This is a genomic window from Allobosea sp. NPDC055594 (assembly GCF_053618995.1).
In genome coordinates, this window is sequence record NZ_JBSHIO010000035.1 from 1 (window position 1) to 13,481 (window position 13,481).

Annotated in this window: 10 protein-coding genes; all 10 read right to left on the bottom strand. The window is 67.3% G+C overall.

The window, feature by feature from the left end; genetic code table 11:
• Positions 1-223: 223 nt before the first annotated feature.
• Positions 224-1,807, bottom strand: coding sequence for a sulfite reductase subunit alpha (locus tag ACWGRX_RS26600; protein ID WP_452120012.1), 1,584 nt, complete (start codon positions 1,805-1,807; stop codon positions 224-226).
• On the bottom strand, positions 1,804-3,600 hold the full coding sequence (locus tag ACWGRX_RS26605) for a NirA family protein (protein ID WP_452120013.1): 1,797 nt from the start codon (positions 3,598-3,600) through the stop codon (positions 1,804-1,806). Before ACWGRX_RS26605 ends, ACWGRX_RS26600 begins: the two co-directional genes overlap by 4 nt.
• Positions 3,601-3,611: 11 nt before the next feature.
• Positions 3,612-4,403: an ABC transporter ATP-binding protein gene (locus tag ACWGRX_RS26610; protein ID WP_452120014.1), complete on the bottom strand. Its 792-nt coding sequence runs from the start codon at positions 4,401-4,403 to the stop codon at positions 3,612-3,614.
• 10 nt (positions 4,404-4,413) lie between these two features.
• Positions 4,414-5,322, bottom strand: coding sequence for a nitrate ABC transporter permease (gene ntrB, locus ACWGRX_RS26615; protein WP_452120015.1), 909 nt, complete (start codon positions 5,320-5,322; stop codon positions 4,414-4,416).
• A gap of 38 nt (positions 5,323-5,360) precedes the next feature.
• The gene (locus tag ACWGRX_RS26620; protein ID WP_452120016.1) at positions 5,361-8,060 is read right to left on the bottom strand and encodes a molybdopterin-dependent oxidoreductase; all 2,700 of its coding nucleotides are present in this window, start codon (positions 8,058-8,060) and stop codon (positions 5,361-5,363) included.
• Complete coding sequence (locus ACWGRX_RS26625) at positions 8,060-9,274, bottom strand: NAD(P)/FAD-dependent oxidoreductase (RefSeq protein ID WP_452120017.1); 1,215 nt, start codon at positions 9,272-9,274, stop codon at positions 8,060-8,062. Before ACWGRX_RS26625 ends, ACWGRX_RS26620 begins: the two co-directional genes overlap by 1 nt.
• A gap of 3 nt (positions 9,275-9,277) precedes the next feature.
• Positions 9,278-10,582 carry a CmpA/NrtA family ABC transporter substrate-binding protein gene (locus ACWGRX_RS26630; protein WP_452120018.1) on the bottom strand — a complete coding sequence of 435 codons (1,305 nt, stop codon included), beginning with the start codon at positions 10,580-10,582 and terminating at the stop codon, positions 9,278-9,280.
• Positions 10,583-10,889: 307 nt separating this feature from the next.
• Positions 10,890-11,936, bottom strand: a complete 1,047-nt coding sequence (locus ACWGRX_RS26635; RefSeq protein ID WP_452120019.1) for a CmpA/NrtA family ABC transporter substrate-binding protein — start codon at positions 11,934-11,936, stop codon at positions 10,890-10,892.
• A complete protein-coding gene (locus ACWGRX_RS26640) occupies positions 11,933-12,517 on the bottom strand; it encodes an ANTAR domain-containing response regulator (RefSeq protein WP_452120020.1) in 585 nt (194 codons plus the stop codon). Before ACWGRX_RS26640 ends, ACWGRX_RS26635 begins: the two co-directional genes overlap by 4 nt.
• 170 nt (positions 12,518-12,687) lie before the next feature.
• Positions 12,688-13,350, bottom strand: coding sequence for a hypothetical protein (locus ACWGRX_RS26645; protein ID WP_452120021.1), 663 nt, complete (start codon positions 13,348-13,350; stop codon positions 12,688-12,690).
• Positions 13,351-13,481: the final 131 nt, after the last annotated feature.

Consider the following 13,481-nt stretch of genomic DNA (forward strand, 5'->3'; position numbering starts at 1 on the left):
ACGACCCCGAAATCCTCGGATGCAGCGCCTCACAGGCGAAATCTCAGCGATGACCGTGCCGCAGCGCCCTGCCGCGAGAGCGGCTTAGTCCTGTGCCTGAAACCGCCTTGAGACGCGCGGGGGAACGCGGCAGCGAACTGCCTCGAAGGTCCGTTACTCAGGCGCATCTGGTGAACGATACGTGCGAGAGGCCTCATCGAGTTCCAGCGAGCAGCTCAAACTACTAGTAGACATCCGCCTGATAGCGCCCCGTCTTTCGCAATGCAGCGACATAGGCAATAGCCTCCTCGCTGGATTGCTTGCCATGCTCGGCAACGACGTCGACGAGAGCGCGCTCCACATCCCTGGCCATGCGCTTGGCATCGCCGCAGACATAGAAATGCGAACCCTGTTCTAGCCAGGCGAAGAGCTCGGCGCCGCGCTCGCGCATGCGATCCTGCACGTAGATCTTCTCCTTGCCGTCGCGAGACCAGGCGAGGGTCAGGCCGGTGAGAACGCCCGCGTCCTTCATCGCATTGAGCTCGTCCTCGTAGAAGAAGTCGCTCGCCCGGCGCTGATGGCCGAAGAACAGCCAGTTCCTGCCCTTGGCGCCAGTCGCCTTGCGGTCCTGCAGGAAGGCGCGGAACGGGGCGACGCCGGTGCCGGGGCCGCACATGATCACCGGCGTCTCCGGGTTCGCCGGCAAGCCGAAGCCATGGGCGCGCTGGACATAGACCGGCACCTTGTCGCCGGGCTGGACGCGCTCGCCGAGGAAGGTCGAGGCGACGCCCCAGCGCGGCCGCGAGCCGATCTTGTAGCGGACCGTGTCGACCGTCAGCGAGATCCGGCCGGGCGTGGCGTTGAACGAGGACGAGATCGAGTAGAGCCGCGGCTGCAATTCGTCCAACGCCTCGACGAAGGCCTCGGCCGAGAGCCGGGCGCCGCTAAACTTGTGCAGCGTTCCGAGCACGTCGAGCCGGTCGAGATCGCCGTCCGGGTCCTCGCCGGCCGCGAGCAGCCTCGCCTTCTGGCGGGCTTCGCCGCCTGTGACATAGGAGATCAGCTGGAACAGCGCATCCGGCGCCGGCCCGAGCGCACAATCGGCCAGCAGTTTTTCGCGCAGGGTCATGCCGCCGCAATCGGCGTCGGGGCGCGCGCCGAGCATGGCGATCACCGCATCGACCAGGCGCGGATCGTTCTGCGCGACGATGCCGAAGGCGTCGCCGACGATATAATCCAGCCCGCTCTCGGAGAGATCGAACTCGACATGCCAAGTCTCTTTCTCGGAGCCCTCGCTATTGAGCTTGCGGCGCGAGAGAAAGGTGGCGAGCGCCGGGTTCTCGCGGCAGCGGCCGAGCGGGCCAGCGGGAGCTGCGGGCGTGGTTTCGACCGGCGCGGCGGCCGGACCAGACCCATTGTCCTCGATCAGCGCCTTGAGCTGGCGCAGCGTCTCCTTGCCGCCGGGCGCGCAGAGGTTGAGGCGTCCTTCCTTGCCTTCGGCGATCGCTGCCGAATAGGTCTCGCAGACATAGCCGCACTGACCGCAATCCTGCTGCGCCATGGCGGCGAAGAGCTTGCGCGGCAGCGGCTTGCTCTCGGCGAGCTGCATGCGCTCGGCTATCGCCATCGCCGGATCGTGCCAGGGCGCGCCATCATCGGCCTCGCCCATCACAGCGGCATTCTCGGCTGACGACAATGCGGTGACACCGGCATTGTCGAGCGAGAGCAGGCCGGCGAAGAAGCCGTTGAGCCAGGAGCGCTGCTCCTCGCTGAAGGGCGCGGTTTCCGGCAGGACCTGGACCAGCGGGTTCGGCGTCTGGATGGTCATGCGGCCTCTCCCGTCTCAGCGACTAGCGCCTGCAACGCTGCGATCTCGTGGCGGCGGGCGAAGGCGACGAAGCTCTCGTCAGGCCCGGCGCGATGGACCTGCCAGGTCCGCAGGATCGCCTCGACCAGCGCCGGAGCTTCCTCGGCCCTGACTTTCTCCTGGAAGAGCCGGGCCATGCCGCCATCGACGCCATAGCCGCCGCCGACTAGCAGGTCGTAGCCCGGCACGATGTCACCTTCCTCATTGACCGGGACCTTGGCGCCGATCAGGCCGAGATCGCCGATATAGTGCTGGGCGCAGGAATGGTGGCAGCCGGTCAGGTGGATGTTGACCGGCTGGTCCAGCGTGATCAGCGGCTCGCAATGGGCGGCGATGGCAAGCGCATCCTCCTTGGTGTGGGCGGCGGCGAACTTGCAGCCGGTCGCGCCGGTGCAGGCGATCAGCCCGGCGCGCAAAACAGAGGTTTCGGCCGAGAGGCCGATCGCCTTCAGATTGGCGAGGACGTCGTCGACCCTGGCGTCGGGCACGCCGGAGATCAGCAGGTTCTGCCAGACGGTCAGGCGGATATCGCCGTCGCCGCAGGCTTGCGAGATGGACGCAACGGTCCGCATCTGCGCCACGGTGAGCTTGCCGACCGGCAGCGCGACGCCGACCCAGTTCAGCCCGGGCTGCACCTGCCTGTGCACGCCGATATGGGCGAGGCGGTCATAAACCGGGCGCGGCTTGACGAAGGCACCATCGACGCGGACCAGCTGGCGGCCGAACACCTCCTCGACGGCCGCCAGGAATTTGTCGAAGCCCCAGGCGTCGAGCACGTATTTCAGCCGCGCCTTCGCGCGGTTGGTGCGGTCGCCATTGGCGATGAAGACGCGCACGATCGCATCGGCGACCGCGACCGTATCCGACGGCGCGACGACGATGCCGGTGTCGCGGGCAAGGTCATGGTGGCCGGTGATGCCGCCGAGCGCGAGCCGATACCAGATGCCGGGCTCGATCGCCGCGCCCTCGAAAGATGCGCCTTCGCCAATCTCGATCGCCTGGAAGCCGATATCGTTGGTGTCCTCCAGTGTCGCGATCGAGCCGGCCCCGTCGAAGGCGACGTTGAACTTGCGCGGCAGGCCGTAGAGCGAGCGGTCGTTGAGGATGTGGTGGTGCCAGGCGCGTGCGTGCGGGCGGGTGTCGAGCAGCTCGAGCGGGTCGATGCCGGCGGTCGCCGATCCCGTGACGTTGCGGATGTTGTCGGCGCCCGAGCCCTTGGCGGTCAGGCCGAGATCGGCAAGGCCTTCCAACAGCAGCGGTGCGTTCTCGGCCTTGATCTCGCGGACCTGGAGATTGGCGCGGGTTGTGACGTGGCTGTAGCCGCCACTGAGCCGCTCGGCGAGATCGGCGACACCCTCGAACTGCCAAGCCTTCAGGATGCCGTTCGGGATGCGCAGGCGGCACATATAGCTGTCCTGCGCCGGGGCGACATAGAACAGGCCGTGATAGCGCCAGCGGAAATTGTCCTCGGGTTTGGGATAGGTTCCCGATCCCGCCTGCTGCTTGAAGCGGGCATAGGCATCGAAGGGATGTTCTGCCGTCTTCCACTTCTCCTGGTCGACCAGTTTGCCACCGCCAGCGACCGTCTTCGCCTGCGCCTCCGTATGCTCCTTGTCGGGGCCGGACGGGGCAGCATTTCCGGAGCCGCTTGCGCCACCCAGCGGCCCCAGCCCTCGCGCGGCGCGGGCCGACTGCAGGCCGCTCATGAAACCTTCGAGATAGCGCTTCTGCTCGGGGGAGAAGTCGTTGCTCATGGGCGGTTCCGTCACGCCGCCTCGACGAAGCGGTGCCGCTCGTAGAGGAATTTCAGCACGGCTTCGCGCGCGGCGATGTAGGTGCGGTCAGAGACCAGCTCGAGCCGCTTGCGCGGGCGCTCAAGCCTGACGTCGAGCACTTCGCCGATCCGGGCCGACGGGCCATTGGTCATCATCACGATCCGGTCCGAGAGCAGCACGGCCTCGTCGACGTCATGGGTGATCATGATCATCGTGTTCCCGAGCGCGGCATGAATCTGCATGATCGAATCCTGCAGATGGGCGCGAGTCAGCGCGTCGAGAGCGCCGAAGGGCTCGTCGAGCAGGAGGATCTTCGGCTCCATGGCGAGGCCGCGGGCGATGCCGACGCGCTGCTTCATGCCGCCGGAGATCTCGGACGGGCGCTTGTCCCTGGCATGGCCCATCTGGACGAGGTCGAGATTGTGCATGATCCAGTCATGCCGCTCGGCCTTACTCTTCACGCGGCTGAAGACCTTGTTCACGGCGAGCGCGACATTGTCGTAGACGGTGAGCCAGGGCAGCAGCGAATGGTTCTGGAAGACCACGGCGCGCTCGGGGCCGGGGGCGTTGACCTCCTTGCCTTCGAGCAGCACGGCCCCGGCGCTCACCGGCGTCAGACCGGCGACGATGTTGAGCAGGGTCGATTTCCCGCAGCCGGAATGGCCGATGATCGAGACGAACTCGCCCTTGTCGATGACGAGGCTGATATCCTTCAGCACCTCGGTCGTGGCGGGGCCGCGCGCGAAGCGTTTGTCGACATGATCGATCTTGAGATAGCTCATCGCCCGTCCCTTAATTGGCCTGGGTGCCGCGGGTGACGACATGGCCGATGAAGGCGACGAGGCGGTCGAGGATGAAGCCGACCACGCCGATATAGACCAGCGCCACGATGATGTCGGAGAGGCGGGAGGAGTTCCACGCATCCCAGATGAAGAAGCCGATTCCGACGCCGCCGGTCAGCATCTCGGCGGCGACGATGGCGAGCCAGGACAGGCCGACGCCGATGCGCAGCCCGGTGAAGATGTAGGGCGCGGCCGAGGGCACCATGATCTTGAAGAAGAATTCGAGCTGGTTCAGCCGCAGCACCTGCGCGACGTTACGATAGTCCTGCGGGATGTTGCGGATGCCGACGGCGGTGTTGATGATCACCGGCCAGATCGCGGTGATGAAGATCACGAAGATCGCCGAGGGCTGGCTGTCGCGGAAGGCGGCAAGCGAGAGCGGTAGCCAGGCGAGCGGCGGCACGGTGCGCAGCACCTGGAAGACCGGATCGAGACCGCGCATCGCCCAGACCGACTGGCCGACGAGCGCGCCGAGCAGCACGCCGATCACCGCCGCCAGACTGAAGCCGATGGCGACGCGCTGAAGCGAGACCAGGATGCGCCAGCCGAGGCCGATATCCTGTGAGCCGTTCCAGAAGAAGGGCTCGACGATCAGGTCGCGCGCCTCGCTCCAGATCTTGCTCGGCGGCGGCAGCGAGGATTGCGGGCTGGACGCGGCGATTTGCCAGAACAGCAGCAGCAGCCCGACCGTCAGCAGCGGCGGCAGCAGATTGACGGCGATCGCCCTGAGCCAGGACGCCGCGCGCGCTGAAAGCGGCTTTGCGGCTAGCGGCGGCAAGGTCACGACTGCAGCCTTCGCGCCCGGCAGCGCGACGATCACCGCCTCCGCCGCCGTTCTCTTCGAGACAGCCTGTCCCATCGCAATACTCCCTTGTCCATGCTGCTGCGCCGCGTCCGTCATGCTGCCTCCGTCTCGCGCGACTGCGCCCCGATGCGGCGGATTTCCGGGAGGCAGGAACCGCAATTCGTGCCTGCCTTGAGCTGACGCCCGATATCCTCGGCGCTCAGCGCCTGGCCGCCGGCGAAGGCGGCGCGGATGGCGTTGAGGCCGACGCCGAAGCAGGCGCAGACGATCGGCCCCGCCTCGACGATGCCACCCGGGCTGCGGCCGGCGAGCAGTGCCCGCCGGTTCTCCGGCTCCCTGCCGGCGGCGAAGGCCGCTTTCACCGTGTCCCAGAGTGGCGCCCGTCCGGTGGGGGCGAGGAACAGAGCGCCGACCAGGCGCCCATTGTTCGTCGCGATGCAGCGGTAGACTCCGCCCGCCCGGTCGATCATTTCGGTGAGCTCGCAGCCGCTGAAGGCGGCATTCGCATGCGCCATCAGCGCCTCAGGCCCGCTATCGGTGGCGAAAAGCCGTCCCTCTCCGCCTTCGACGGCGAGCCGCGCCCACCAGCCGCCGGCCGGCAGCGCAAAGCCATCCCGCGACAGCACGAAGCCCTGTGAGGCATAGGTGACAGGCGCGATCGAGGCCGGCGTTGCCTTCAGCTCGGGCTGTCCGGAAAAAGGATCGCAGGCGGCCTGCGCGAGGGCGCCGATGCGCGCATCGGAGGCCGTCTCACCAGACCAGTGGATCGGCGCGAAGGGCGCACCCTGCCGCGCGCGCTCGTCGAGCACGACCTTGAGCACGGCGGCGCCATGCTCGGTCGCGACACGGGCGAAGCCGCCTTCGCTGACGCCGTAGCGCTCGGCATCGCGCGGATGCAAGAAGAGCGCGGGCTCGGCGACAGGAGCCGAGAGGCGCGGGCTCAACCCCGTGCGGGTCATGCTGTGCCAATGATCGCGGATACGGCCGGTGTTCAGCAACAAGGGCCGCTCGGCATCCGGCGAGCTGGCGAGGGCGGGAATGGCGAGAGGCCGCATGGTGGCGCGGCCACCCGGCGCGTAGAAGCCGCCATCCGCAAACAGGCGGGCGGTGCCGCCGGGGCGCCCGGCCGGCCGCGGCCATTGCACCGGCTCCAGCGCGTCATAATCGCCGCGCCCGAGGCCGGCATGGGCGCCGAGATCGAAATCGCGGCTGCCCTCGTTCTCGAAAGCCGAGAGCGCGGCATGCTCGGCATAGATCTCGGCCGGGCCGGCATGGGCGAAGGCCTCGCCGAAGCCGAGGCGCCGGGCGACTTCGCAGATAATCCACCAATCCGGCTTCGCCTCGCCGGGCAGGGGCAGAAAGGCGCGCTGACGCGAGATCCGGCGCTCGGAATTGGTGACGGTGCCGTCCTTCTCGCCCCAGGCGGCGGCGGGCAGGATGTAATGCGGGCCGGCGGCCAGCGTGTCGTTGGAGAGGACGTTCTCGGAGACGATGAAGAGCTCGAGCCCGGCGAGAGCCGCCTTGACGGCGTCGGCACGCGGCAGAGAGACGGCCGGATTGGTCGCCATCACCCACAGCGCCTTGACGCTGCCGGCGGCGACGGCGTCCATCATGGCGACTGCCTTCAACCCTTCCTGCCGGGCGATGTTCGGCGCTTTCCAGAAGCGCCGGACGCGGTCGATCTCGGCGGGCGCGTAACCCATATGGGCGGCCAGCATGTTGGCGAGGCCGCCGACCTCCCGCCCGCCCATGGCGTTGGGCTGGCCGGTCAGCGAGAACGGACCGCTACCCGGTCGGCCGATCCGGCCGGTGGCGAGATGGCAATGCAAGATCGCGGCGACCTTGTCGGTGCCTTGAGCCGACTGGTTGACGCCCTGGCTCCAGGCGGTGACGACGGCCGGCGTCTCGGCCCAGAGCCGGTAGAAGGCGGCGATGTCGTCAGCCGGGAGGCCTGTGCCATCGGCAATCGCGGCAAGGCTCGGCGCGAGCGTCCGCGCATTGGCCAGCGCCTCCTCGAAGCCGCTGGTGTGGTGCGCGAGATAGCTTTCATCGAGCAGGCCGCCATCGGCGAGATGGACCAGGAGCCCAGCGAACAACAGGCTGTCGGAGCCGGGTTTTAGCGGAAGGACGAGATCGGCCTCCTCGGCGCTCGCCGTGCCCCTGGGATCGACGACCACGACTCTCGCGCCGCGCTCCGCGCGGTTCTGCTGGATCCGGCGGAACAGCACCGGATGGCACCAGGCGGCGTTGGAGCCGACGAGCACGATAAGGTCGGCGCAGTCGAGGTCCTCATAGCAGCCCGGCACGGTGTCGGAGCCGAGGACGCGGCGATGGCCGGCAACCGTCGAGGACATGCAGAGCCTCGAATTGGTGTCGACATGCGGCGTGCCGATGAAGCCCTTGGCGAGCTTGTTGGCGACGTAATAATCCTCGGTCAGCAGCTGGCCGGAGAGATAGAAGGCCGCCGCCTCGGGACCGTCGCGCGCGATGATTGCCCGCAGCCCGCCGGCGACCGCATCGAGCGCCTCGTCCCAGGAGGCCCGGTCATAGGCGCCGCAGGCATTACGCTTCAGCGGATGCAGCACGCGCGTACCCAGACCGAGCGTCTCGCCCAGCGCCGAGCCCTTGGAACAGAGCCGGCCGCGATTGGCGGGATGGGCGGGATCACCGGCGATCGCCGCTCCGCCCCTGCTGTCCGGCGTCGCCAGGATGCCGCAGCCGACCCCGCAATAGGGGCAGGTGGTGCGAACCGGCTGGCCGGAGCAGCCGGAGAGCGGGGCGTCGTGGCGCATCAGGCGGCCTCCCCGATGCAATAGCCCTCGCCGAAGGGCAGGTCGGCGCGGAACGGCGTGATGTCCTGCAGCGAGCGGATCAGGCCGAGATAGAACAGGGCTCCCTGCGTATCGCCCACCAGCACGCAGCCGGCGAGCCTGCCCTCGCGCAGCACGAATTTGCGGTAGATGCCGGCGCTCCGGTCGCGCAGCACCACGGTCTCGGCGCCTTCGCTGGCCTCGAACTCGCCGGCCGAGAAGACGCCGACGCCGGAGACCTTGAGGTTGGTCGCGAGCAGCGAGCCGGCATAGCCTGCCTCGCGGCCGGTGAGGCGGGCGGCGAGCGTGCGCGCCTGCTCATAGGCGGGCTCGACCAACCCATAGACCTGACCACGATGCTCGGCGCATTCGCCGATCGCAAAGATCGCTGGATCGCTGGTCGCCAGCGCATCGTCGACGACGATGCCGCGCGCGATCTCGAGCCCGGCCGCTGCGGCAAGATCGGTGTTCGGCCGCACGCCGATGGCGATCACGACGAGTTCGGCCGGGATCACCGTGCCGTCCTGCAATGCGACGCCTTCGACCTTGTCCGTCCCGACGAAGCAGTTGGTCGCGCTGTTCAACCGGATCTCGACGCCGCGCATGGCCATGGCGGAGGCGAGCAGCGCCGCGCCCTCGGCATCGAGCTGGCGCTCCATGAGCCGGCCGACGAGATGGAGCAAGGTCACCTTGCCGCCGGCTCGCGCCAGACCATAGGCGGCTTCCAGCCCGAGCAGGCCGCCGCCGATGACGACGATCCGCGCGCCTCGCGCCGCATAAGCCCGCATCGCCTGGACATCGGCGGTGTCGCGGAAGGTCGCGACGCCCGGCAGATCACCGCCCGGGAAGGGCGGCTTGAGCGGCTTCGAGCCGGTGGCGAGAACGAGCTTGCCATAGGGCAGAGTCAGGCCACCCTGCAGTGTCACCGTCCTGGCGCGCCGGTCGATGCCGGTGACTGGCTTGCCGTAGAGCATCGAGACGCCACGCGCCTGCCACCAGGCGGCGGGCTTCAGCTCGATGTCCGGTTCCGCGATCTCGCCGGCCAGCAGCGGCGAGAGCAGCACCCGGTTGTAGGCGAGCCGCGGCTCGGCCCCGATCACCGCGACGGAATAGCGGCCGAGTGCGCGCTGGCTGAGTTCGTCGACCAGCCTGGTCGCCGCCATGCCCTTTCCGACGATGATCAGCGGCTCGGCCATGGCTCAGGCGACCCGCTTGATCTTGAGGGCCTTGAGATAGTCGAGCGGCGCCGCCGGATCGAACGTCACGCCGTCGAAGAAGGTCTCGACGCCGCGGCTGTCGCCGGTCGGGGCTCCGGCGACTCCGAGCGCCTTGGCGGCCTCGCGCCAGAGATCGGCGCGGTTGGTCTTGTCGACCAGCGCCTTGATGTCGATCGTCGGTTCGAACTTGCCCCAGCGGATGTTTTCGGCGACGAACCAAGTGTCGAGGCTCTTCCAGGGGTAGGAAGAGGAGCCGCCCTCGCCCCAGAACTTCATGTAGAGCTTGGTGCCCTTGGCCTCGCGGCCATTGCCGTAATTGATGTCGCCCTGCAGGCGCTTGTTGATGTCGGTGACGGGTACGTTGAACCATTGCCGCTTGCCGACGATCTCGGAAAGCTCCTGGCGGTTCTCCATCCTGTCGGCCCATTGCTGGGCTTCCATTACCGCCATAAGGATAGCCTGCGTCGCCTTCAGGTTGGCGTCGACGAAATCGGCGCGCATGCCGAGGATCTTCTCGGGGTGCCGGGCCCAGAGTTCGCCGGTGGTCAGCGCGGTGTAGCCGATGTTCTGGTTGACCAGCTGCTCGTTCCACGGCTCGCCAACGCAGAAGCAGTCCATGGTGCCGACCTTCATGTTCGCCACCATCTGCGGCGGCGGCACGACGATGACCTTGATGTCGGTGTCGGGGTCGATGCCGCCGGCGGCGAGCCAGTAGCGGATCCAGAGATCATGGGTGCCGCCCGGGAAGGTCATGGCGGCGGTGAGTTCCTTGCCCGCCGCCTTCTTGCGCTCGAAGGCCTGCTTCAGCGGCGCGGCGTCCTTCTGGACGTTGAGGTCCTTGTATTCGTTCGAGACCGAGATCGCCTGGCCGTCCTCGTTGAGGTTCAGCAGCGTGTACATCGGCAGGGGCTGGCCGTTCTGCATCACCTTGCCGGTAGCGTAGAGATGCGTCTTCGGGCGCAGGATGTGGCCGCCATCGATGCCATTGTTCTTGAAGCCGAGCGCCATGTTGTCGCGTGTCGCGCCCCAGGAGGCCTGCTTGGCGATGTCCATGTCGGGCAGGCCGTATTTGGCGAAGAGCCCTTTCTCCTTGGCGATGATCAGCGGCGAGGCGTCGGTCAGGGCGATGTAGCCGAGGCGCGTGCCCTTGACCTCCGGGCCGGCGCCTTGCGCGAACGCGCCGGCGGGCAGCGCGAGCCGCGCCGCGCTCAGCAGCGCCGCGGCGCCCGTGAGCCGCAGCAGCTTGCGACGGCTGGGTCTTGCTCTTGTCTCGATCATCTCACTCATCAATCGCCTCGCTTGGGAATGCCGGATCGAAGTCGGGGAGCAGCCAGAACGAAAACACCGCGCGAAAGCGCCCGGTCAGGCACATTCGACAGCGGCGTTGCTGTGCGTTCGGTCAGGAAATTGGCGCGGGCAGCCTTGGCCGCGTCACTGGAAGTCTTACAAGGAGCGTGCCAACTGCCGGATCGCAGTGAAATCCGCGACTCTCAAGGCGTTAGCTGGCGATTGCCGTGAAAGTCGACATTTCGCTCGCCGATGCTGCGGCGCACAATTTATCCGCGACAGCACAAAAACCATGCAGAACTTCCGATCAGGAGGAACTGGCCATAAACAGGGCAGGCCGGAACATTGTCCGCGCTTGCGTTAGCATGTGAGACGTTCCCGCGGCCTGCCCTGCCGCCTCCATGCTCGCCAGGATCCAGTCGGCATGGGCGGGGTTGGGTTTCAACGCCCCCCGATCGAAACGGATGAAGCGCTCGACCTTGCGCGGCGGCCGGCCTCCCCCCTGGATCAGGCTGAAGCGCACTACCGGCGCGATCAGTTCGGCAGGCAGGGCCAGCCGGTCCGGCCGCGACAAATGAAAAGCGAGACGTTCGCCATTGGCGGGATCGCCGACCCAGTCGCTGGCCCTCAGGATCGCGGCATTGAGCCGCGCCACAGCATTCGAGCGTTGGTCGGCATCGTCGGCGCGCCAGGCCAGCACCTTGTCGGGGCAGTCGCGGCGCAGATCGACGCCGCAATGAAGCATGGCGCCGATGCCGGCAACGACCGCGGCGGCGTTCCAGGGCGCGCCGGCGCAGAAACCGTCGACGCGCCCGCTGCTCAAGGCCTCCACCGTCTGCGGCGGCGGCACAACCTCGAAACGGATATCCTCGCCAAGCTTCAGCCCGCCCTTCGCGAGCCATTCGCAGAGCAGATAGGTGTGGCTCGAGAAGCCGAAAACCGCAGCGAAGGTCAGTTGCGGCAGGCCGGAGGCCCTGCGGCGCGCAACCAGTGCCGCGAGCGCCGCCGCGGAGATCATGGGGTCAGCCATGTCGCCCTGCGCCAGCCTCGTCAGCTCCTCGAAGCGCCGCAACGACAGGGTGATGGCGCTGCCGTCGAGGTTGAGGGCGATCGGTACCGCCATCGGCGCCCGGACGCCGCCAATCCCCAGCGTCGCAGCAACCGCGGCCGGGCCGAGCATATGGGCAGCATCGAGCAGGCGGACATTGAGCTTGTCGCGCAGATTCGACCAGGAGACCTCGCGCACCAGTTCGAGATCGAGCCCTTCGGCCTCGGCGAAGCCCTCATCCTTCGCGGCGACGATCAGCGCGGAATCGATCAGCGGCATGAAGCCGACCCGCAGATGCAGCGTCATTTCAGCACCTCGGCGGCCGTGATGATCGAACGGGCGATGTCGACGAGCTTGCGCTTCTCGTTCATCGCGGTCTTGCGCAATAGGGCATAGGCCTCCTCCTCGGACAGGCCCTTCAGCCGCATGACAATGCCCTTGGCACGGTCGATCGTCTTGCGATCGTCGAGCTGCGAACGGGCCTCGTCCAGTTCCTGCTGGAGGCGGCGAAAGGCGTTGAAGCGGCTGATGCAGGTCTGCAGGATCGGCTTCAGCCGCTCCTTCTTCAGCCCGTCGACGATATAGGCGGAGACCCCGGCCTCGACCGCCTCCTCGATCGAGGCGGCATCCGACTGGTCGACGAACATGGTAATCGGGCGCTTCACATGGCGGCTGACCAGGAACATGTCGGCGAGCGCGTCTCGGCTCGGATTCTCGAGGTCGACCACCACGACGTCGGGGTCGTGCCGCTCAATGGCGGCGACGAGGCCGGTCATCCCAGATACGCGAATGAGCTCGTGGTAGCCCGCTTCCCGCAGGCCTTCCTCGATGATCGCGGCCCGGACCTGGTTCGCGTCAACGATGAGGATCCGCAGGTTGCGCACCATGCCTATCGATCGTCCCAGCTGAATGATCTGGCATCGCCCAATCACGAATCGTGCCACTGCGGCTCGACGGACCGCGTGGATCGGGCGAAACGAAAAGGAACGCACAGGCTGCTGCAAGACCGATGCCGGATACATGGCGCGCGCATGTGGCGAAGTGGCTGATCATGATTTCACCATAGATGGAGGCTGCGTCGGTCAGCGCGCTTCAGGAAAATGGCGAAGTTCGAGCGTCTTCGCCAGGAAATCGCGAGTGGGTCGAGCGCCATTGCTCTGATGTAGCCGACATAGCCGTCGGGCCTCAGGAGCACGAGCGCAGGCGGCTCGCCGTCGAACACTGCTTGCAGCGCTTCTGGCTCGGCGCGCACGACGGTGATCTCCAGCAGGTCCACCTCGGCACTGTCCTGCCGAAGGATTGCGACGCTGACGACTTTCCCCGGAGAATCCGCCGACAGCCTCGCCACGATAGTCTGCAGGGCACCGCTGTCGCCATCTCCGGCAAAGGCAATAACGTGAACCTGGGGCTGCGGGTCAGGTCGAACAGCCCTAAGGGAAAACCAACGCCGCGCTGCCGCAGGCCTCGGATGTCGGGCATCCGGTCTCTGGGCGCGAGGCAGGCCTGCGGGGGGCCCGCCAACGATCGGCCCGCCGGCATAGCTGAGCCTTATCTGCGTATCCTGCAGCCGGTCTGTCCGCGCCGACGGCTTGCCCATGCTTATCCTGCACTCGACCGTATCGGCGATTATGCGTTCCGCGGCGGGACGCCGTTCTGCCTCATAGCTTCGAGCAAAGCGGACGCCGCCTCGCCGCACGCCGTCAAGGCGAGCTTCCAGCATATGTCCGCTTTCCGGCATTAAGCCAATGTCCGATTGTGTGAAGGGTTTCGGATGCCGGTCCGTGCGGGCGGGGTCTGACCGGGCTGAGGGCCGGCGTCCGAAAGCCTCCAGGGGAGGAAGCCGCGGCCCGG